This window comes from Pseudomonas sp. DG56-2 (genome assembly GCF_004803755.1).
GTDB lineage: Bacteria > Pseudomonadota > Gammaproteobacteria > Pseudomonadales > Pseudomonadaceae > Aquipseudomonas > Aquipseudomonas auratipiscis.
The window spans coordinates 4,706,369-4,726,756 of the sequence record NZ_CP032311.1; the positions used below are offsets into that span (position 1 = coordinate 4,706,369).

The 20,388-nt window shown below is 59.5% G+C and carries 17 protein-coding genes; 15 read left to right on the forward strand and 2 right to left on the reverse strand.

Annotated features, from left to right (window positions below):
• Window positions 1-35: 35 nt before the first annotated feature.
• The 10 genes from D3Z90_RS21560 to D3Z90_RS21605 all read left to right on the forward strand — a co-directional run bounded on the left by D3Z90_RS21560 (window position 36) and on the right by D3Z90_RS21605 (window position 11,476).
• Window positions 36-1,046 (forward strand): ornithine carbamoyltransferase, encoded by a 1,011-nt coding sequence (locus D3Z90_RS21560; protein ID WP_028942868.1) that lies wholly within the window; start codon window positions 36-38, stop codon window positions 1,044-1,046.
• A 105-nt stretch (window positions 1,047-1,151) separates the two neighbouring features.
• A complete protein-coding gene (arcC, locus tag D3Z90_RS21565) occupies window positions 1,152-2,084 on the forward strand; it encodes a carbamate kinase (RefSeq protein WP_136477938.1) in 933 nt (310 codons plus the stop codon).
• A 54-nt stretch (window positions 2,085-2,138) separates the two neighbouring features.
• Window positions 2,139-2,501, forward strand: a complete 363-nt coding sequence (locus D3Z90_RS21570; protein ID WP_136477939.1) for a DUF5064 family protein — start codon at window positions 2,139-2,141, stop codon at window positions 2,499-2,501.
• A 97-nt stretch (window positions 2,502-2,598) separates the two neighbouring features.
• A complete protein-coding gene (locus D3Z90_RS21575; protein ID WP_136477940.1) occupies window positions 2,599-4,107 on the forward strand; it encodes a sigma-54-dependent transcriptional regulator in 1,509 nt (502 codons plus the stop codon).
• Between the two features lie 274 nt (window positions 4,108-4,381).
• Entirely contained in the window at window positions 4,382-4,765 is a 384-nt protein-coding gene (gene gcvH, locus D3Z90_RS21580) for a glycine cleavage system protein GcvH (RefSeq protein ID WP_136477941.1), read from the forward strand.
• Window positions 4,766-4,774: 9 nt separating this feature from the next.
• Window positions 4,775-7,630 (forward strand): aminomethyl-transferring glycine dehydrogenase, encoded by a 2,856-nt coding sequence (gcvP, locus tag D3Z90_RS21585; RefSeq protein ID WP_136477942.1) that lies wholly within the window; start codon window positions 4,775-4,777, stop codon window positions 7,628-7,630.
• Between the two features lie 92 nt (window positions 7,631-7,722).
• A complete protein-coding gene (locus D3Z90_RS21590) occupies window positions 7,723-9,099 on the forward strand; it encodes an L-serine ammonia-lyase (RefSeq protein ID WP_136477943.1) in 1,377 nt (458 codons plus the stop codon).
• A 28-nt stretch (window positions 9,100-9,127) separates the two neighbouring features.
• Window positions 9,128-10,252 (forward strand): glycine cleavage system aminomethyltransferase GcvT, encoded by a 1,125-nt coding sequence (gene gcvT / locus D3Z90_RS21595; RefSeq protein WP_136477944.1) that lies wholly within the window; start codon window positions 9,128-9,130, stop codon window positions 10,250-10,252.
• Between the two features lie 349 nt (window positions 10,253-10,601).
• The gene (locus D3Z90_RS21600) at window positions 10,602-10,814 is read left to right on the forward strand and encodes a cold-shock protein (RefSeq protein ID WP_007931076.1); all 213 of its coding nucleotides are present in this window, start codon (window positions 10,602-10,604) and stop codon (window positions 10,812-10,814) included.
• 173 nt (window positions 10,815-10,987) lie between these two features.
• Window positions 10,988-11,476, forward strand: a complete 489-nt coding sequence (locus tag D3Z90_RS21605; protein ID WP_136477945.1) for an RDD family protein — start codon at window positions 10,988-10,990, stop codon at window positions 11,474-11,476.
• 49 nt (window positions 11,477-11,525) lie between these two features.
• Here D3Z90_RS21605 and lptG read toward each other — a convergent pair whose 3' ends face one another.
• Together lptG and lptF are read right to left on the reverse strand one after the other, a co-directional pair.
• Complete coding sequence (gene lptG / locus D3Z90_RS21610; protein ID WP_136477946.1) at window positions 11,526-12,587, reverse strand: LPS export ABC transporter permease LptG; 1,062 nt, start codon at window positions 12,585-12,587, stop codon at window positions 11,526-11,528.
• Complete coding sequence (gene lptF / locus D3Z90_RS21615) at window positions 12,580-13,695, reverse strand: LPS export ABC transporter permease LptF (protein WP_136477947.1); 1,116 nt, start codon at window positions 13,693-13,695, stop codon at window positions 12,580-12,582. Before lptF ends, lptG begins: the two co-directional genes overlap by 8 nt.
• A 285-nt stretch (window positions 13,696-13,980) precedes the next feature.
• Here lptF and D3Z90_RS21620 point away from each other — a divergent pair, with 285 nt between their 5' ends.
• The 5 genes from D3Z90_RS21620 (at window position 13,981) to rlmF (ending at window position 20,328) form a co-directional block, all read left to right on the forward strand.
• On the forward strand, window positions 13,981-15,474 hold the full coding sequence (locus tag D3Z90_RS21620; RefSeq protein WP_136477948.1) for a leucyl aminopeptidase: 1,494 nt from the start codon (window positions 13,981-13,983) through the stop codon (window positions 15,472-15,474).
• 53 nt (window positions 15,475-15,527) lie between these two features.
• Window positions 15,528-15,956, forward strand: coding sequence for a DNA polymerase III subunit chi (locus tag D3Z90_RS21625; RefSeq protein ID WP_136477949.1), 429 nt, complete (start codon window positions 15,528-15,530; stop codon window positions 15,954-15,956).
• Between the two features lie 5 nt (window positions 15,957-15,961).
• On the forward strand, window positions 15,962-16,321 hold the full coding sequence (locus D3Z90_RS21630) for a DNA polymerase III subunit chi (RefSeq protein ID WP_136477950.1): 360 nt from the start codon (window positions 15,962-15,964) through the stop codon (window positions 16,319-16,321).
• Window positions 16,322-16,435: 114 nt separating this feature from the next.
• Complete coding sequence (locus tag D3Z90_RS21635; RefSeq protein WP_136477951.1) at window positions 16,436-19,282, forward strand: valine--tRNA ligase; 2,847 nt, start codon at window positions 16,436-16,438, stop codon at window positions 19,280-19,282.
• 101 nt (window positions 19,283-19,383) lie between these two features.
• Window positions 19,384-20,328, forward strand: a complete 945-nt coding sequence (gene rlmF / locus D3Z90_RS21640; RefSeq protein ID WP_136477952.1) for a 23S rRNA (adenine(1618)-N(6))-methyltransferase RlmF — start codon at window positions 19,384-19,386, stop codon at window positions 20,326-20,328.
• Window positions 20,329-20,388 lie beyond the last annotated feature (60 nt).

The following is a 20,388-nucleotide window of genomic DNA, read 5'->3' on the forward strand; positions in this document are numbered from 1 at the left end:
GGCTGGACCGATTACCGAATTCAAGGAATATCATCATGGCGTTCAATATTCACAACCGTAACCTGCTGAGCCTGGAGCACCACACCCCTCGCGAGTTGCGCTACCTGCTGGATCTGTCCCGTGACCTGAAACGTGCCAAGTACACCGGCACCGAACAGCAACACCTCAAAGGCAATAACATTGCGCTGATTTTCGAGAAAACCTCGACCCGCACCCGATGTGCCTTCGAAGTGGCCGCTTACGACCAGGGCGCCAACGTTACCTATATCGACCCTAACTCCTCGCAGATCGGCCACAAAGAAAGCATGAAGGACACCGCTCGGGTTCTTGGCCGCATGTATGACGCCATCGAATACCGTGGCTTCAAACAGGAAATCGTCGAAGAGCTGGCCAAGTTTGCCGGTGTACCGGTGTTCAACGGCCTGACTGACGAATACCACCCAACCCAGATGATCGCCGACGTGCTGACCATGCGTGAGCATGCCGACAAGCCAATTCACGAGATCAGCTACGTTTACCTGGGTGATGCCCGCAACAATATGGGCAACTCCTTGCTGCTGGTGGGTTCGAAACTGGGCATGGACGTACGCATTTGCGCACCCAAGGCACTGTGGCCACATGACGACCTGGTCGCACGCTGCAAGAAATACGCAGAAGAAAGCGGCGCACGCATCACCCTGACCGAAGACCCGAAAGCCGCCGTCAAAGGCGTCGATTTCATCCACACCGACGTTTGGGTATCGATGGGCGAGCCAGTGGAAGCCTGGGCCGAACGTATCCAGCAATTGCTGCCTTACCAGGTCAACGCCGAGCTGATGAAAGCCACCGGCAACCCTCGGACCAAGTTCATGCACTGCCTGCCAGCGTTCCATAACTCCGACACCAAAGTCGGCAAACAGATCGCCGAGCAGTACCCGAACCTGGCCAACGGCATCGAAGTCACCGACGACGTGTTCGAGTCCCCAGCCTGCATCGCCTTCGAGCAAGCGGAAAACCGCATGCACACCATCAAGGCCATCCTGGTATCGACCCTGGCTGACCTGTAACACCTCTGTAGGAGCGGGCTTGCCCCGCGATGCGATGTGCCCGGCACGTCGTAATCGCGGGCCAGGCCCGCTCCCACATATCACTTCTTCAGAAGGAATTTCATCATGCGTATCGTTGTTGCATTGGGCGGTAACGCCCTGCTACGCCGTGGCGAACCCATGACCGCGGAAAATCAACGCGCCAATATCCGCATTGCCACCGAGCAGATCGCCAAGATCCATCCAGGTAACGAACTGGTCATTGCCCATGGCAATGGTCCTCAGGTTGGTCTGTTGTCGCTGCAGGCGCAGTCCTACAAGCCGGACGAAGCCTACCCGCTTGACGTTCTCGGGGCTGAAACCGAAGGCATGATCGGCTACATCATCGAGCAAGAGCTGGGTAACCTGCTGGCGTTCGAAGTGCCGTTCGCCACCCTGCTGACCCAGGTTGAAGTCGACGGTAAAGACCCGGCGTTCCAGAAGCCGAGCAAGCCAATCGGGCCGGTCTATTCCAAAGAAGATGCTGAGCGCCTGGCGGCAGAAAAAGGCTGGGCGATCGCCCCGGATGGCGACAAGTTCCGCCGTGTTGTCGCCAGCCCTCGGCCAAAACGAATTTTTGAAATTCGCCCCATTACCTGGCTGCTGGAAAAAGGCACCGTGGTGATCTGTGCGGGTGGCGGCGGCATTCCGACTATTTACGATGAGAGCGGCAAGGTGCTCAGTGGCGTAGAAGCGGTGATCGACAAAGACTTGTGCTCGTCCTTGCTGGCTCAACAACTCAAGGCCGACCTGCTGGTTATCGCTACCGACGTCGATGCCGCCTATATCGACTGGGGCAAACCAACCCAGAAAGCCGTGGCCCAGGCCCACCCGGACGAACTGGAGCGCCTTGGCTTTGCCGCAGGCTCCATGGGACCGAAGGTCCAGGCAGCCTGCGAATTTGCCCGCGAAACCGGCAAAGTCGCGGTGATTGGTTCGTTGGCGGATATCGAAAAAATTGTCGAAGGTACTGCCGGAACCCGTGTCAGTACGGCCAAGCCTGGAATAAGCTACCGTTGATGCAGTTGGGCGGACTCAAGGTCCGCCCGTTTCACCCTTCCAGAGGAGCCTTCCATGGCCAAGTTCGAACCCGGTCATCTGCATATCGAGCGCCACGCGCTGACCAAGGATGACTGCAATTACAATCTGTTCATCGACTACGAAGTCACGACCGACCCCAAGGAAGGCAAGGGCATGCAGTTCACCATGCATGGCACCATCGAAGGAAAGGATTTCAAGGAAGTCTTCTTCCTGGCCAAAGAACAGGCCTACAACTTTGCCAGCAACGTGACCAAGATCGCGGAAAAATACGGTATTCCAAAACACCTCAGCAGCATTGGCTCCATGCACAAACCTTACGACGCGATGTTCGAGGATGTGCGTAAACAGCTGAGCATGAAGTCGGGCGACCCGGTAAACCCCGAGCACTTCGAGTAACCCACCCATTCCCTTCACGGGGCACGCCGGCTATCCGACTTGCCCCGCAATTTAAGGCATACTTGCCCTCTTCGGCAGCCTTGAACCCTCTCGCCTAATGCGCATCCACGTCAGTTTCATCGACCGCGTCGGTATCACCCAGGAAGTGCTGGCCCTGCTAGGTGCCCGCAATCTCAACCTGGATGCGGTGGAGATGGTGCCGCCCAACGTCTACATCGATGCCCCGACTTTAAGCCCGCATGTACTTGAAGAACTGCACGACGCATTACTGAACGTACATGGCGTGCAATCGGTGCGCGTGGTCGACATTCTCCCCGGTCAGCGCCGCCACCTGCAACTCGACGCCCTGCTCGCAGCCATGAGCGATCCGGTACTGGCCCTGGACAGCGCCGGCCATGTACTCCTGGCCAACCCGGCGCTGATAGCCTTGTGTGGTCAGGAACCCTCCGATCGCTCGGTAGTCGATCTGTTCGACGACCCCGGCCTTTTGGAGGCACTGATCGAACAGGGCTTCCGCCTGCCAATGCGCGAGGTAGTGCTCAATGGCCAGACCTTGCTGCTCGATGCTACTCCAATCACCAATGCCGGCGCCCTGCTGACCTTGTATCAGCCTAACCGTATCGGCGAACGGCTCTCGGCACTGCATCACGACCACGCTGAAGGTTTTGACGCCCTACTCGGCGACTCGCCCCCCATCCGCACCTTGAAGGCCCGCGCCCTGAGGGTGGCAGCGCTCGATGCACCCTTGCTGATCCATGGCGAGACCGGCACGGGTAAAGAGTTGGTAGCCCGCGCCTGCCATGCCATCAGCAGTCGCCACAGTGCCCCTTTCCTGGCCCTGAACTGCGCAGCGCTGCCCGAGAACCTCGCCGAGAGCGAACTGTTCGGCTATGCCCCAGGCGCCTTTACCGGCGCCCAGCGCGGTGGCAAACCGGGCCTGATGGAGCTGGCCAACCAGGGCACGGTGTTTCTCGATGAAATCGGCGAAATGTCCCCCTATCTACAGGCCAAGCTCCTGCGTTTTCTCAATGACGGCAGCTTTCGCAGGGTTGGCGGTGATCGCGAGGTCAAGGTCAATGTGCGAATCCTCAGCGCCACACACCGTGACCTGGAAAAAATGGTCGCCGAAGGCAGTTTTCGAGAGGACCTGTTCTACCGCCTGAATGTGCTTAACCTCCAGGTTCCACCACTGCGCGAACGCGGCCAGGACATTCTCCTGCTGGCCGGCTACTTCATGCAGCAAGCCTGCACCCAGATTCAGCGACCGTTATGCCGGCTGGCTGCGGGTACCTATGCAGCCCTGCTCGACAACCGTTGGCCGGGCAATGTCCGCCAACTGCAAAACGTGATTTTTCGCGCTGCGGCCATCTGCGAAAGCAATGTGGTCGACATCGGCGATCTGGATATTGCTGGCACTTCGGTAGCCCGCAACCACAATAGCGAGGTGAGCAGCCTGGAACAGGCCGTGGAGGACTTCGAACGCACTCTACTGGAAAAGCTCTACACCAGTTACCCCTCAACTCGCCAACTGGCCAATCGTTTGCAGACCTCGCACACCGCTATCGCCCATCGCCTGCGAAAATACGGCATTCCCACCAAGGTTTGAGCCCTAACGCCCTGTACTGAAAACGCTACAGCGTAGCGATTTCAGTACAGGGCAAGGGAAACGTTGCCCTGCAAGGTTCTGATCCCTTTAAGCTTTTTTTCCTACACTGCGGTGTAGCGATTTCGCTACGGCCCAGACGCACACTCAGCTCATAAATTTCATATCCTATTGTTTTTAAACACATTTTTATAAATGGCAGTGAAATTGCAGAGACAACGCTCATTATCAGGGCTCAGCGCCGAACCTGGGCCACGCCTACCCTTGAGGAGTTTCCATGAGCGAGTTGCGTTTTACCGAAGATCACGAATGGCTGCGGACCGAAGCTGACGGCAGCGTTACTGTCGGCATTACCGCCTTCGCTCAGAACGCCTTGGGTGATGTGGTCTATGTGCAGTTGCCGGAACTGCAAAGCTACGAGCAGGGTGCTGAAGCCTCGACCGTAGAATCGGTAAAGGCTGCCAGCGGCGTGTACATGCCACTGAGCGGTGAAGTGGTCGCTGTCAACGACCAACTTGCAGACAACCCAGAGCTGGTCAACGAAGACCCACTGGGCGAAGGCTGGTTCTTCCGCTTCATTCCAGCCGATGCCGACGCCGTTGCGCAACTGCTCGACCAGGATGCCTACGACCGCCTGATCAAAGCCAACGCTGACGCCTGAGGAATCACCATGACCATCAACCTGGGCACTGCCAACGAATTCATCGCCCGCCATATCGGCCCACGCCAGAATGACGAGCAACTAATGCTCGCGACCCTGGGTTTCGACTCCCTGGAAGCCATGAGTGCCGCGGTCATTCCCGACAGCATCAAGGGCACCAGTGTGCTGGAGCTGGGCGCAGGCCAAAGCGAAGCCGATGCCCTGGCCTCGCTCAAAGCCATCGCTGGCAACAACCAACTGTTCAAGAATTTCATCGGCCAGGGTTACTACAACTGCCACACCCCCGCGCCGATCCTGCGCAACCTGTTGGAAAACCCGGCCTGGTACACCGCCTACACCCCGTATCAGCCAGAAATTTCCCAAGGCCGCCTCGAAGCGCTGCTGAACTTCCAGACCATGATCAGCGACCTCACTGGCCTGCCGATTGCCAACGCTTCGCTGCTCGACGAAGCCACTGCTGCTGCCGAAGCCATGACCTTCTGCAAACGCCTCAGCAAGAACAAAGGTAGCCACACCTTCTTCGCCTCCGTGCATTGCCATGCTCAAACCCTCGATGTGCTGCGCACCCGTGCCGAGCCGTTGGGCATCGAGGTGGTGGTAGGCGACGAGCGCGAGCTCGACGATGTCAGCGCCTTCTTCGGTGCCCTGTTGCAGTACCCAGCCAGCAATGGCGAAGTTTTCGACTACAGCGAACTGGTGGCACGCTTGCACGCAGCCAATGCCCTGGTCGCGGTTGCCGCTGATCTGCTGGCACTGACCCTGCTGACCCCGCCTGGCGAGTTCGGCGCCGACGTCGCCATCGGCAGCGCCCAGCGCTTCGGTGTGCCGCTGGGCTTCGGTGGCCCGCATGCGGCCTATTTCTCTACCCGCGATGCGTTCAAGCGCGACATGCCAGGTCGCCTGGTCGGTGTTTCGATCGACCGCTTCGGCAAGACCGCCCTGCGTCTGGCGATGCAGACCCGCGAGCAACATATCCGACGCGAAAAGGCGACGAGCAACATCTGCACCGCCCAAGTACTGCTGGCCAACATTGCCAGCATGTATGCCGTTTACCACGGCCCACAGGGTCTGAAGCAAATCGCAGGCCGCACCCATGCCTTGACCGCGATTCTCGCCGCGGGCCTCAAGCAGCTTGGCGCCAGCGTCGAAAACCAAGCGTTCTTCGACACCCTGACCCTGGTCACCGGCACCGCCACTGCAACCCTGCATGAGCAGGCGCGCGCCCAACGCCTGAACCTGCGCCAGATCGACAGCCAACGCCTGGGCCTGTCGCTGGATGAAACCAGCACTCAGGCAGACGTGGAAACACTCTGGCAGCTGTTTGCCGATGGCAACGTCGTACCCGACTTCGCGGTCCTCGCCGCCAACGTTCAGGTGCAACTGCCTGTCACTCTGCTGCGCCAATCTGCAATCCTCGAACACCCGGTATTCAATCGCTACCACAGCGAAACCGAGCTTATGCGCTACCTGCGCCGTCTGGCCGACAAGGACCTGGCGCTGGACCGCACCATGATTCCGTTGGGCTCATGCACCATGAAGCTCAACGCCGCCAGCGAAATGATCCCGGTCACCTGGGCCGAGTTCGGCAACCTGCACCCGTTTGCCCCCGCCGAGCAAAGCCAGGGCTACCAGCAACTGACCGACGAGTTAGAGGCCATGCTCTGCGCCGCCACCGGTTATGACGCTGTGTCGCTGCAACCCAACGCCGGCTCGCAAGGCGAATACGCAGGCCTGCTGGCCATTCGCGCCTACCACCAGAGCCGCGGCGATGCCCGACGCGACATCTGCCTGATTCCGTCTTCGGCGCACGGTACCAACCCGGCCACCGCCCATATGGCTGGCATGCGTGTGGTGGTAACCGCCTGTGATGCACGTGGAAACGTCGATATCGACGACCTGCGTGCAAAGGCTATCGAGCACCGCGAACACCTCGCGGCACTGATGATCACCTACCCGTCGACTCATGGTGTGTTCGAGGAAGCCATCGGCGAAATCTGCGCGATCATCCATGACAACGGCGGTCAGGTTTACATCGACGGTGCCAACATGAACGCCATGGTCGGTCTTTGCGCCCCGGGCAAGTTCGGCGGCGACGTCTCGCACCTGAACCTGCATAAGACTTTCTGCATTCCGCATGGCGGTGGCGGTCCGGGTGTCGGCCCGATTGGCGTCAAGTCGCACCTGGCGCCGTTCCTGCCTGGCCACGGCCACATGCAGAACAAGCAAGGCGCGGTCTGCGCTGCACCGTTCGGCAGCGCCAGCATTCTGCCCATCACCTGGATGTACATCCGCATGATGGGCGGCGCCGGTCTTAAACGTGCCTCGCAAATGGCCATCCTCAATGCCAACTACATCGCCCGTCGCCTGGAAGAGCACTATCCTGTGTTGTACACCGGCAGCAACGGTCTGGTGGCGCATGAGTGCATCCTCGACCTGCGTCCCATCAAGGACTGCAGCGGTGTCAGCGTTGACGACGTCGCCAAGCGCTTGATCGACTTCGGCTTCCACGCTCCGACCATGTCGTTCCCGGTAGCGGGTACGCTGATGATCGAACCGACTGAAAGCGAGTCCAAGGAAGAGCTGGATCGCTTCTGCGAGGCAATGATCCGAATCCGCGAAGAAATTCGTGCGGTTGAAAACGGCAGCCTGGACAAGGATGACAACCCGCTGAAGAACGCCCCGCACACCGCTGCCGAAATTGCTGGCGAGTGGAGCCATCCGTACAGCCGCGAACAAGCGGTGTACCCGGTAGCTACGCTGGTCGAAGGCAAGTACTGGCCACCGGTCGGTCGCGTCGACAACGTCTTCGGTGACCGCAACCTGGTGTGTGCCTGCCCATCGATCGAGAGCTACCAGGACGTTTGAGGGGGCTGATCGCGGGTAAAGCGCGCGCCCACACGCAGACTGTGGGCGCGGGCTTGCCCCGCGAATCCCTTCACCATCACGAGGGCACAACCATGTCACTTAGCGTCTTCGACCTGTTCAAGATCGGCATCGGCCCCTCCAGTTCTCATACCGTCGGCCCGATGCGCGCCGCTGCGCGATTTGCCGAAGGACTGCGCCGCGACGATCTGCTAAAGGCCACTACCAGCGTTAAAGTCGAGCTGTATGGTTCGCTGGGTGCCACCGGCAAGGGGCACGGCAGCGACAAGGCCGTGATTCTGGGCCTCGAAGGCGAACATCCAGACAGCGTCGATACCGAAACCATCCCCACTCGCCTGCAGGCCATCCGCAGCTGCGGTAGGCTCAAGCTGTTGGGCGAGCACGACATTGAATTCATCGAGAAGCAACACCTGGCGATGATTCGCAAGCCCTTGGCCTACCATCCCAATGGCATGATTTTCCGCGCCTTCGACAGCGCCGGCCTGCAAATCCGTAGCCGCGAGTATTACTCGGTGGGCGGAGGCTTTGTCGTTGATGAAGACGCCGCTGGTGCCGACCGTATCGTCGAAGATAGCACCGTCCTGCCCTACCCGTTCAAGACTGCCAAGGAACTGCTTGGCCACTGCACTGCACAGAACCTCTCGATCAGCCAGGTGATGCTGGCCAATGAAGCGGCCTGGCGTACGGAAAGCGAAACCCGCAGCGGGCTGTTGCGTATCTGGCAAGTGATGCAGGACTGCGTGGCCGCCGGTTGCCGCAACGAAGGCATCCTGCCGGGTGGACTGAAGGTCAAGCGCCGGGCAGCCGCGCTGTACCGCCAGCTCTGCAGCAACCCCGAAGCAAGCCTGCGTGATGCCCTCTCGGTACTGGACTGGGTCAACCTCTACGCACTGGCGGTAAACGAAGAAAACGCCTTCGGCGGACGCGTGGTTACCGCCCCCACCAACGGCGCCGCCGGAATCGTGCCTGCGGTACTGCATTACTACATGCGCTTTATCAACGGAGCCAATGAAGATGGCGTCGTGCGCTTTCTGCTGACCGCGGCGGCCATCGGCATTCTCTATAAGGAAAATGCTTCGATCTCCGGTGCCGAAGTCGGCTGTCAGGGCGAAGTCGGGGTCGCCTGTTCAATGGCTGCCGGCGCTCTGTGCGAAGTCATGGGTGGCAGCGTGCAACAGGTGGAGAACGCCGCCGAAATTGGCATGGAACACAACCTGGGCCTGACCTGCGATCCAATTGGAGGATTGGTTCAGGTGCCTTGCATCGAGCGCAACGCAATGGGCTCGGTGAAGGCTATCAATGCGGTGCGAATGGCCCTGCGGGGTGATGGTCAGCATTTTGTTTCTCTCGACAAGGTCATTCGCACCATGCGCCAGACCGGCGCCGACATGAAAAGCAAATACAAGGAGACCGCCCGCGGCGGTCTGGCCGTCAACATCATTGAATGTTGACACCCTCTCAAGTCCCAAGGAGTCATCAATGTCCACCGAAACGCTGCACAAGACCCCGTTGCATGCCCTGCATCTGGAACTGGGCGCACGCATGGTGCCTTTCGCAGGCTACGACATGCCGGTCCAATACCCTCTGGGCGTGATGAAGGAGCATTTGCATACCCGTGAACAGGCGGGTCTGTTCGATGTCTCACACATGGGCCAGATCCGGCTGACCGGCGCTAACGCTGCCAAGGCGCTGGAAACCCTGGTTCCGGTGGATATCATCGATCTGCCAGTGGGTATGCAACGCTACGCAATGTTCATCAACGAACAGGGTGGCATCCTGGACGACCTGATGGTTGCCAACCTGGGCAACGATGAACTGTTCCTGGTGGTCAACGCCGCCTGCAAGGACCAGGACCTGGCCCACCTGCGCAAGCACATTGGCGAACAGTGCCAGATCCAGCCATTGTTCGAAGAACGCGCACTGCTGGCCCTGCAAGGCCCGAAGGCAGTCAATGTGCTCGAGCGCCTGGCACCAGAAGTAGCCACCATGACCTTCATGCAATTCAAGCCTGTGCAACTGCTTGGCGCCGACTGCTTCGTCAGCCGCTCCGGCTACACCGGTGAAGACGGCTTCGAAATTTCCGTTCCGGCCGAGCAGGTCGACGCCCTGGCCCGCCGACTGCTGGAAGAACCAGAAGTAGCGGCAATCGGCCTCGGTGCTCGCGACTCCTTGCGCCTTGAAGCCGGCCTGTGCCTGTACGGCCACGATATGAACACCCAGACCACCCCTATCGAGGCCAGTCTGCTGTGGGCAATTTCCAAGGTGCGCCGCACCGATGGCGAACGCGCAGGGGGGTTCCCAGGTGCCGAGCAGATTTTCGCCCAGCAGAAGAACGGCGTCGTTCGCAAGCGTGTGGGCTTGTTGCCACAAGAGCGCACACCGGTACGTGAAGAGGCAGAGATTGTCGATGAAGCCGGTTCGGTCATCGGTAAAGTTTGCAGCGGTGGTTTCGGTCCAACCCTGACCGCGCCGGTGGCAATGGGTTATCTCGATACTGCCCATAGCGCAATTGATACACCGGTCTGGGCTATTGTTCGCGGTAAGCGGGTCGCGATGAAAGTTAGCAAGATGCCGTTCGTTGCCCAACGCTATTACCGGGGCTGAAACGATAGTTGAAACTTTGTGTCATAACGCGTTCGGATTTTCGAATTCGAACGTGTTTTATAACTTTCGAAAAGCGCCTCTGCACGGTCTGGAATGAGCAAAAAAAAATCGACCGAAGGACAGCTAAAAGGTAGAGAGGGAGCGGCTTCCAGGGCTTGTTTTTGCCAACTGAGTTAGCGTAGAGTCACTGCACTGTGTTTGCATGGGTCGCTATGGTTCGTGACCTGGGCAGTAGCGCTGAGATTTGCTACAACCCGTTCGACGTCTCTTACTTTCCTGCAACCCAGCCCAGTACTCTTTCATTTGGAAGAAGCTGTTACTAATTCTAAGTTTCAAAGGAAATAAGACAATGTCCCAACGTCAGAGCGGTACCGTCAAGTGGTTTAACGACGAGAAAGGTTTTGGTTTCATCACTCCAGAAAGCGGTCCGGATCTGTTCGTACACTTCCGCGCTATCCAGGGTAACGGCTTCAAGAGCCTGAAAGAAGGCCAGAAAGTTACCTTTATCGCCGTGCAAGGCCAGAAAGGCATGCAGGCTGACGAAGTTCAAGCCGAAGGCTGATCTTCCTCAACAAAGAGGCCCCTGCTGGCAACAGCAGGGGCTTTTTTGTGCGCGCTCGGTGACCACGCACTGGCACGGCGAAAACAACCTGGCAGCTAAACCGTGCCACAGGGCAACGATTTTTCCGCGCAATTCCGTAGAATGGCTCCTTTTGCCCAAGGAGGGCACTTAGTATGCCCAAGCAGTTGTTGCAGCCCCAGGGTGATTACCCCACCGTCGGCCTCGGCCGGCGCCTGGCTGCCATGTTCTATGACTTTCTTCTGTGTACCGCATTGCTGATCGTGACCGCTGGCATCTACAAAATGATCCAGATGGCGATTATCGGAGAAGCGCAAATGCGCGCAATGACCGATGCCGGCGCATTGGACGGTGATCCGCTGCTGTCGACGGTGCTGCTGTTCGTGCTATTCGGGTTTTTCGCCAAGTTCTGGACCCACGGCGGACAGACGCTCGGCATGCAGGTATGGCGCATTCGCGTACAGAACGCCGACGGCAGTGGCATCAGCCTGTGGCAGGCCCTGTTGCGTTTCGTCGTCTCCATCGCCTCCTGGTTGTGCCTGGGCCTGGGCTTCATATGGTCGCTGCTCGACAAGCGCCAGCGTACCTGGCATGACATGTACTCCGAGACGCAACTGGTTCAGTTGCCCAAGAGCAAAAAGTGACAGGCCCAAAAAAGCCGACCCTGGGGTCGGCTTTTTTACGCGCGTGTACTCAACCCGCTCGACGCAGCATCCACAATCCTGCACCCGCACAGATCGCCGCGGGTATCACTACCGCCAGCAGCGGTGGGAAACCGAATACCTGGCTGGACGGGCCCAGCAGGTCCTGGGCAATGCGGAATACAAAGCCTACCAGTACACCGGTAAACACTCGCTGACCCAAGGTCACCGAACGCAACGGACCGAAGATGAAGGAAATAGCCATGAGCACCAGCGCAGCGGTAACCATCGGCTGCAACACCTTGGTCCAGAAAGCCAGCCAGTAGCGAGCATTGTTCAGGCCCTGGTCGGACAGATAATGGATGTAATCCCACAAGCCTGTAATCGATAGAGATTCTGGTGCCAGCACCACGGTGTTGAGCAGTTGCGGGGTAACCGTAACATCCCAGCGCTCTGCCGGCGCCTTGACGACTTCGGTGTGGTCACCACGAAAATGCGTGGTGGTCACGTCACTCAACTGCCAGTGGTCTTCCTGGTATTGCGCACGGCGCGCAAAACTCGAGGTAACCAGGTGCCGTTCGTTATCGAAGCGGTAGCGGGTTACCCCGTACAGCAGGCCATTGGGCTGCACCGAGTTGATGTGCACGAATTCGTCGCCCTGGCGGTGCCACATACCGCGCTTGGAGCTCTGGGCGTTACCACTGCCCTGAGCCAGGGAGCGGTCGGCCTGGGCTTTGTTTTCGGTTACTGGGGCCAGATACTCACCGATCAGGATACCGGCGAGCATCAGTACCAGCATGGGCTTCATGACCGCCCAGACGATGCGTCCGATGGAAACCCCGGCAGCACGCATGATGGTCAGTTCGCTGCTGCTGGCCAGGCTGCCCAGGCCGATCAGGCAACCGATCAGGGCTGCCATTGGCAGCATGTCGTAAAGGCGCCGCGGCGCGGTCAGCAACACGAAGTTGCCCGCATCCATCAGGGTGTAGCTGTCCGTGATATCGCCCATCTCATCGATAAAGGCAAACAGCGATGCCAGGCCCAGGATGATCCCGAGCACGGCAAGAATGGCCACCAGCACACTCCTGCCGATGTAGCGGTCGAGCTTAACCATGGGCCACCTCCGCACGACGCGCGGCACGCTTGAGGCGCAATGGCTCCCAATACATCAAGCCCAGGCCGATGAGCAGGAACAGTCCGTGGACCCACCAGATGCCAAGGCCGATCGGCAACTTGCCTTTTTCCAGGGCACCGCGCACGGCAATCAGCATGGTCAGATACGCCATATACAGAAGAATTGCCGGCAGCAGCTTGAGGAAGCGACCCTGGCGAGGATTGACCCGTGACAATGGCACTGCCAACAGGGTTACGACGAATACCAGCAGTGGCAACGACAGACGCCATTGCAGCTCGGCACGCTCGCGGCGCCCGTCGCTGGCAAACAACTCGGAAGTTGGAATGGCCTCGCGATCAGTGATTTCTTCGCTGACCTCGGGCTTGGGCAGCAATACGCCATAGGTGTCGTACTTGATGGCACGGTAGTCGGCCTGTCCTGGGTTGCCATCATAGCGATAGCCGTTTTCCAGGATCAGGTAACGGTTGCCGTCGGCACCGATTTCCTGGCGACCCTTTTCAGCCACCAATACCGAGGGTGCACGCTCCTTGGTCTTGTCCTGGGAGAAACGCTTCTCGGAGATAAACACACCCGCCAGGTTGCCACGATCTTCAGACAATTGTTCGGTGTACGTCACACGGCTGCCATCGCGCAAGGTCTGGAAACGGCCCGGTACCAAGGTATCGAACTCGGTCAGGGCATCCTGCTGATTGATGATCTGCGCAACCTTGGTAACGCCCTGCGGTGCCAGGCCCAGGCTCAACCAGGCGACCAGCAAGGCCACCAGTGCAGCTGGCGCCATGGTCATGCCCAGCAATCGCTGTTGGCTCATGCCGGTGGCCGAGAGCACGGTCATCTCGCTCTCAAGGTAAAGGCGACCGTAGGCCAGGAGAATTCCCAAGAACAGCCCCAGAGGCAGGATCAGTTGCAGGAAACCCGGCAGGCGGTAGCCCATGATCAGAAAAAGCACACCCGGATCGAGTATGCCCTGGGCCGCCTGGGCCAGGTACTTGATGAAGCGCCCGCTCATGATGATCACCAGCAGCACGGCGCTGACGGCACTCAAGGTCACCAGGACCTCGCGGGATAGATATCGGAAGACGATCAAACCAGACACTCCTGGGTTGTCAGGCTCGGACAGCCAAACAAGAAATCCATAACAGCCAAGATAGTTGCTGGCTCGCCTGAGCGAACCTGCACAAAAGTTGGCGCATTATCCTGTGATTGGCCGTGCCTGTCACTGGCGACGCACAATGCGTGGTCAACGGGGTTGTCAGGGCGGTCCGAGCAGGCTCAAACTGGCAGCTTTCTCACTGGTGCGCGAGTACGCGGCCAGCTCGCTCAAGCGCCTGCATAGACAACGCGCAAAGACAGATCATTCGGGGACCCTGACATGGAACTGGTTGTAAAAAGTGTAGCCGCTGCATCCTTGAAAACCGCCACCCTGGTGCTTGGGGTGGGCGAAGGGCGCAAGCTTGGCGCCAGCGCCAAGGCTGTCGATGAAGCCTGCGCCGGCGCGCTGAGCGCTGTTCTCAAGCGTGGCGACCTGACCGGCAAGCTGGGCCAGACCCTGCTGCTGCAAGGCCTGCCCAACCTCAAGGCCGAACGGGTTCTACTGGTTGGCACCGGCAAGGACAACGAACTGGGAGACCGCAGCTGGCGCAAAGTGGTTTCTTGCGTGCTGAACGTACTCAAGGGCCTCAACGGCAGCGACGCGGTGCTGGCACTGGACGAAGTGGCAGTGACCGGCCGCGATGCTTTCTACAGCCAATCGCGCCTGCTGGCCGAGACCCTGCTCGATGGCGAGTACGTCTTCGACCAGTTCAAGAGTAAAAAAGCCGAGCCTCGCGCCCTGAAGAAAATCACCTTGCTGGCCGACAAGGCCGGTGCCGCCGAGGTCCAGCGCGCCGTCAAGCACGCTAGCGCCATTGCCTCCGGCATGAGCCTTGCCCGTGACCTGGGCAACCTGCCACCTAACGTCTGCCACCCAAGCTTCCTCGCCGAACAGGCCAAAGGTCTGGGCAAGGCCTACAAGGGTCTAAAGGTCGAAGTCCTTGATGAGAAAAAAATCAAGGAACTGGGCATGGGCGCCTTCTACGCCGTAGGCCAGGGTAGCGACCAGCCACCACGCCTGATCGTGCTCAACTATCAGGGTGGCAAGAAAAGCGAGAAGCCCTACGTGCTGGTGGGCAAAGGCATCACCTTCGATACCGGTGGCATCAGCCTCAAGCCCGGTGCCGGCATGGACGAAATGAAATATGACATGGGTGGTGCTGCCAGTGTCTTCGGCACTGTGCGTGCAGTGCTCGAACTGCAACTGCCGATCAACCTGGTGTGCCTGCTGGCCTGTGCCGAAAATATGCCAAGCGGCGGCGCCACCCGTCCAGGCGACATCGTTACCACCATGAGCGGTCAGACCGTCGAAATCCTCAATACCGACGCCGAAGGCCGCCTGGTACTGTGTGATGCCCTGACCTACGCAGAGCGCTTCAAGCCTCAGGCAGTGATCGACATCGCCACCCTCACCGGTGCCTGCATCGTCGCCCTGGGCAGCCACACCTCGGGCCTGATGGGCAACAACGACGATCTGATCAACCAGTTGCTCGACGCCGGCAAGCGCGCTGACGACCGCGCCTGGCAGTTGCCTCTGTTCGACGAGTACCAGGAGCAACTCGACAGCCCGTTTGCCGACATCGCCAACATTGGCGGCCCCAAGGCAGGCAGCATAACCGCTGGCTGTTTCCTGTCGCGCTTTGCCAAGGCCTACAACTGGGCGCACCTGGATATCGCCGGTACCGCCTGGATCAGTGGCGGCAAGGACAAAGGCGCCACTGGCCGTCCGGTCCCGCTGCTGACCCAATACCTGCTCGACCGCGCCAACGTCTGAGACAGTGCCTGCCGCCTGCGCCCATTCGGGCGTAGCCGGCCGGCCCGCTAATCATGAGTAAAGTCGACTTTTATATTCTGCCCAGTGACGCGCCGTCGGCGCGCCTGGATTTTGCCTGCAAACTCTGCGAGAAAGCCTGGCGCATGGGCCATCAGGTCTACCTGCACTGTGCCGATGCCGCCCAGCGTGACGATCTGGACGCGCGCCTGTGGGCGTTCAAGGCTGAGACGTTCGTACCACACAACAACGCCGAAGAGTTCGCTCTGGGCGGTGTCGTGCTGGGGCTCGGTGCTGACTGCGGCAGCCACACGGACCTGCTGATCAACCTTGATCTGAAGGTGGCTCCGTTCGCCGCGCGCTTTGCCCGCATTGCCGAGATCGTTGTCGAAGAGCCAACGATCCGCCAGGCCGCCCGAGAGAGTTTCCGTTTCTATCGCGAACAGGGCTATGCTCTGCAAGATCACCGCTTACAGCGACTCTGAAGACAATGGACAAACCCACTCCCTTGCCCCAATCCGCCCACCTGCTGGACGACCTCGAATCGATTCGCCAATTGCTGGGCGATGAGTCTCTCGAGCCACCACTGCTGACCGAGACCGTCGAAGAGCAGATTCCACTACTGCTCGAAGAAGCCGATCCAGCCCCTGTGGTGGCAACAGAACCCACACCGCAAGCGCCAGCCGACCCACAGGCAAAGCGTCAGGAAACCCTGCTGCACCTTGATAGCGAACTGCGCGCGGCGGCGCAGTTGATCATGCAGGACGTGATCAACGACTTTACCCCGCACATCGAGAACGAAATCAAGCGTCGCCTCGATGCCCGGCTCGAACGCCTGCTCAATCAATAGGCAATAGCGGCAAGCTTCAAGCGCCGTGCGGCGCGCTGAGCTTGTCGCTTGAAGCTTGCCGCTTCGTTATACTCTCCGGCTTTCCTGAATAAATGCCATAGGGTCCCGCCGCGCATGGATAAGACCTACCAGCCGCACGCCATTGAAACTTCCTGGTACAACACCTGGGAGTCAGAGAATTATTTCGCTCCGCAAGGCGCGGGCGATGCCTACACAATCATGATTCCGCCGCCGAACGTAACCGGCAGCCTGCACATGGGTCATGGCTTCAACAACGCGATCATGGACGCCCTGATCCGTTTCCGTCGTATGCAGGGCCGCAACACCCTGTGGCAGCCGGGCACCGACCACGCCGGTATCGCTACCCAGATGCTGGTCGAGCGTCAGCTTGAAGCCAAAGGCCAGAGCCGCCACGACCTGGGCCGCGACAAGTTCCTGGAAAAAGTCTGGGAATGGAAAGATCAGTCCGGTGGCAACATCAGCCGTCAGATCCGCCGCCTGGGCTCCTCCGTCGACTGGAGCCGTGAGCGTTTCACGATGGACGACGGCCTGTCCGAAGCGGTCAAGGAAGCCTTCGTGCGCCTGCACGAAGACGGCTTGATCTACCGCGGTAAGCGCCTGGTCAACTGGGACACCAAGCTGCACACGGCGATCTCCGATCTCGAAGTGGAGAACCACGACGAGAAAGGTCACCTGTGGAACCTGCGTTACCCACTGGCTGACGGTGCCAAGACCGCCGACGGCAAAGACTACCTGGTGGTTGCAACTACCCGTCCGGAAACCATGCTCGGCGACGCCGCCGTTGCCGTTAACCCCGAAGACGAACGTTACAAGGCACTGATCGGCAAGTTTGTCGAGTTGCCGCTGGTTGGCCGTCGCATCCCGATCATCGCCGACGACTACTGTGACCCGGCGTTCGGTACCGGTTGCGTGAAGATCACCCCGGCCCACGACTTCAACGACTATGAAGTCGGCAAGCGCCACAACCTGCCACTGCTCAATATCTTCGACAAGAACGCCTTCGTATTACCTGCTGCCCAGGTATTCAATCTCGACGGCAGCGTCAACGAAAGCGTCGACGCCACCCTGCCCGCCCAGTACGCTGGCCTTGACCGTTTTGTTGCGCGCAAGCAGATCGTCGCCGACTTCGACGCCGCCGGCCTGCTGGTAAGCGTCGATGACCACGCCCTTAAAGTGCCGAAAGGCGACCGCTCGGGCACTGTCATCGAGCCTTGGCTGACCGACCAGTGGTACGTGTCGACCAAACCGCTGGCCGAGCCTGCCATTGCCGCCGTTGAAGATGGCCGTATCCAGTTCGTGCCTAAACAGTATGAAAACATGTACTTCTCGTGGATGCGTGACATCCAGGACTGGTGCATCAGCCGTCAGTTGTGGTGGGGCCACCGCATTCCTGCCTGGTACGACGAGTCCGGCAAGGTTTATGTAGGCCGCAGCGAAGAAGAGGTTCGCAGCAAGCACAACCTCGGCGCCGAGGTTGTCCTGAATCAGGACAACGACGTACTCGATACCTGGTTCAGCTCGGGCCTGTGGACCTTCTCGACTCTGGGCTGGCCGCAGCAGACCGAATTCCTCAAGACCTTCCACTCCACCGATGTACTGGTCACCGGTTTCGACATCATTTTCTTCTGGGTTGCCCGGATGATCATGCTGACCATGCACCTGGTGAAGAACGAGGATGGCACCCCGCAAGTTCCGTTCAAGACCGTGTACGTTCACGGCCTGGTTCGCGATGGCCAGGGCCAGAAGATGTCCAAGTCCAAGGGCAACGTCCTTGACCCATTGGACATTGTCGACGGCATTACCCTGGATGAACTGCTGGAAAAACGCACCAGCGGCCTGATGCAACCCAAGCTGGCCGAAAAAATCGCCAAGCAGACCAAGGCCGAGTTCCCCGAAGGCATCGCCAGCTATGGCACCGATGCCCTGCGCTTCACCTTCTGCTCGCTGGCATCTACCGGTCGTGACATCAAGTTCGACATGGGCCGCGTAGAAGGCTATCGCAACTTCTGCAACAAGATCTGGAACGCCGCCCGCTACGTGCTGGACAAAGGTGAAGACTGTGGCCAGAACGGCGAAGCCTACGAGCTGTCGCTGGCTGACCGCTGGATCATTTCTCAGTTGCAGCGTACCGAAGCCGAAGTCACCCGCCAGTTGGAGCAGTTCCGCTTCGACCTGGCTGCACAGGCGCTTTACGAGTTTATCTGGAACCAGTATTGCGACTGGTACCTGGAACTGTCCAAGCCTGTGCTGTGGGACGAAAACGCCCCGGTCGAGCGCGCCCGTGGCACCCGCCGCACCCTGGTGCGAGTGCTGGAAGTGGCCTTGCGCCTGGCGCACCCGTTCATGCCGTTCATCACCGAAGAAATCTGGCAGCGCCTCGCGCCGCTGGCCGGTGCCGAAGGCAAGACCATCATGCTGCAGCCATGGCCGGTGGCCAATGACAGCCGCATCGATGCGGCGGCCGAAGACGATATCGAGTGGCTCAAGGAATTGATGCTCGGTGTCCGTAACATCCGTGGCGAAATGAACATCGGCCCTGGCAAGCCGCTGCAATTGTTCCTCAAGAACGCCAACGCCGAAGACCAACGCCGTCTGCAGGAAAACGAAGCGCTGCTGAAGAAGCTGGCGAAAATCGAGTCCTTCACCGTATTGGGCGAACAGGACGAAGCACCGCTGAGCGCCACGGCGCTGGTGGGCGACCTGCAAGTGCTGGTGCCGATGGCTGGCCTGATCGACAAGGACGCCGAGCTGGCACGCCTGAACAAGGAAATTCAGCGTCTGCAAGGCGAAGTTCAGCGTGTGGGCGGCAAGCTTTCCAACGCAGCCTTCGTCGACAAGGCGCCGCCAGCAGTGATCGACAAGGAACGCGCCAAGCTGGCCGAGGCTGAACAAGCCCTGGCCAACTTCACCGAGCAGCATGCACGGATCGCCGCCCTGTAAACATCGCTGATTTCAGTGATGCTATCGCGGGTCAAGCCCGCTCCCACAGGACACCCTGTAGGAGCGGGCTTGACCCGCGATGCTTTTCACCGGACCTTAAAATGACGACACCTGACAAACCGACCCTGCATCCGCGCAACCGCCACCAGGGCCGTTACAACTTCCCCGAGTTGATCAAGAGTAGCCCTGAATTGGGCCAGTTCATGATCACCAATCCATACGGCAAGCCCAGTATCGACTTTGCCAATCCCGAGGCAGTCAGGGTGTTCAACCGTGCCCTGCTCAAGGCTCAGTACGGTATCCAACAGTGGGATATTCCCGCCGACTATCTGTGCCCACCAATTCCTGGTCGTGCCGACTACATTCACGTAGCAGCCGATCTGCTGGCCCTGGACAACGGCGGCGAAATCCCCCGTGGGCCCCAGGTACGCGCCCTGGATATCGGTGTCGGTGCCAACTGCATCTACCCGTTGCTGGGCCACAGTGATTACCGCTGGCGCTTCCTCGGCTCGGACATCGACGCCACGGCGCTAGCGGCAGCGAAGGCCATCGTGCACGCCAACGGCCTGGACAAAGCCATCAGCCTGCGCCAGCAAAGCAACCGCAAGCACATTCTCATGGGCCTGCTAAAAGACGACGAGCGTTACGACCTGACCCTGTGCAATCCGCCGTTTCACGCCTCGCGAGAGGAAGCCACTCGTGGTAGCCAGCGCAAATGGCGCGCACTGGGCAAGGCAGACCCCAAGCGCAAGTTGCCGGTGCTCAACTTTGGTGGCCAGAACAATGAACTTTGGTGCGAAGGCGGAGAAATCCGTTTCGTCAGCCAGTTGGTGGCTGAAAGCGTTGCGCTTGCTAAACAGGTGATGTGGTTCACCTCATTGGTGTCCAAGGCGTCCAACCTGCCCGGCATTGAAGCTGCATTGAAGAAGGCCGGTGCTCAGGAAGTGCGCATTGTCGAGATGGGCCAAGGACAGAAGCAAAGCCGGATGGTGGCCTGGACCTTCCAGGATGCCAGCGCCCGCCAAGCCCGCTGGGCGAGCAAGTAACGCGCGCGCCCAGCACAAGGCACAAAAAAACCGCGCCTGGCTCACACCAGACGCGGTTTT

Bases quoted from the DNA above. Each gene is read 5' to 3' on its own strand.
- D3Z90_RS21560 (WP_028942868.1), top strand. From the start codon at position 36: ATGGCGTTCAATATTCACAACCGTAACCTGCTGAGCCTGGAGCACCAC.
- arcC (WP_136477938.1), top strand. From the start codon at position 1,152: ATGCGTATCGTTGTTGCATTGGGCGGTAACGCCCTGCTACGCCGTGGC.
- D3Z90_RS21570 (WP_136477939.1), top strand. From the start codon at position 2,139: ATGGCCAAGTTCGAACCCGGTCATCTGCATATCGAGCGCCACGCGCTG.
- D3Z90_RS21575 (WP_136477940.1), top strand. From the start codon at position 2,599: ATGCGCATCCACGTCAGTTTCATCGACCGCGTCGGTATCACCCAGGAA.
- gcvH (WP_136477941.1), top strand. From the start codon at position 4,382: ATGAGCGAGTTGCGTTTTACCGAAGATCACGAATGGCTGCGGACCGAA.
- gcvP (WP_136477942.1), top strand. From the start codon at position 4,775: ATGACCATCAACCTGGGCACTGCCAACGAATTCATCGCCCGCCATATC.
- D3Z90_RS21590 (WP_136477943.1), top strand. From the start codon at position 7,723: ATGTCACTTAGCGTCTTCGACCTGTTCAAGATCGGCATCGGCCCCTCC.
- gcvT (WP_136477944.1), top strand. From the start codon at position 9,128: ATGTCCACCGAAACGCTGCACAAGACCCCGTTGCATGCCCTGCATCTG.
- D3Z90_RS21600 (WP_007931076.1), top strand. From the start codon at position 10,602: ATGTCCCAACGTCAGAGCGGTACCGTCAAGTGGTTTAACGACGAGAAA.
- D3Z90_RS21605 (WP_136477945.1), top strand. From the start codon at position 10,988: ATGCCCAAGCAGTTGTTGCAGCCCCAGGGTGATTACCCCACCGTCGGC.
- lptG (WP_136477946.1), bottom strand. From the start codon at position 12,587: ATGGTTAAGCTCGACCGCTACATCGGCAGGAGTGTGCTGGTGGCCATT.
- D3Z90_RS21620 (WP_136477948.1), top strand. From the start codon at position 13,981: ATGGAACTGGTTGTAAAAAGTGTAGCCGCTGCATCCTTGAAAACCGCC.
- D3Z90_RS21625 (WP_136477949.1), top strand. From the start codon at position 15,528: ATGAGTAAAGTCGACTTTTATATTCTGCCCAGTGACGCGCCGTCGGCG.
- D3Z90_RS21630 (WP_136477950.1), top strand. From the start codon at position 15,962: ATGGACAAACCCACTCCCTTGCCCCAATCCGCCCACCTGCTGGACGAC.
- D3Z90_RS21635 (WP_136477951.1), top strand. From the start codon at position 16,436: ATGGATAAGACCTACCAGCCGCACGCCATTGAAACTTCCTGGTACAAC.
- rlmF (WP_136477952.1), top strand. From the start codon at position 19,384: ATGACGACACCTGACAAACCGACCCTGCATCCGCGCAACCGCCACCAG.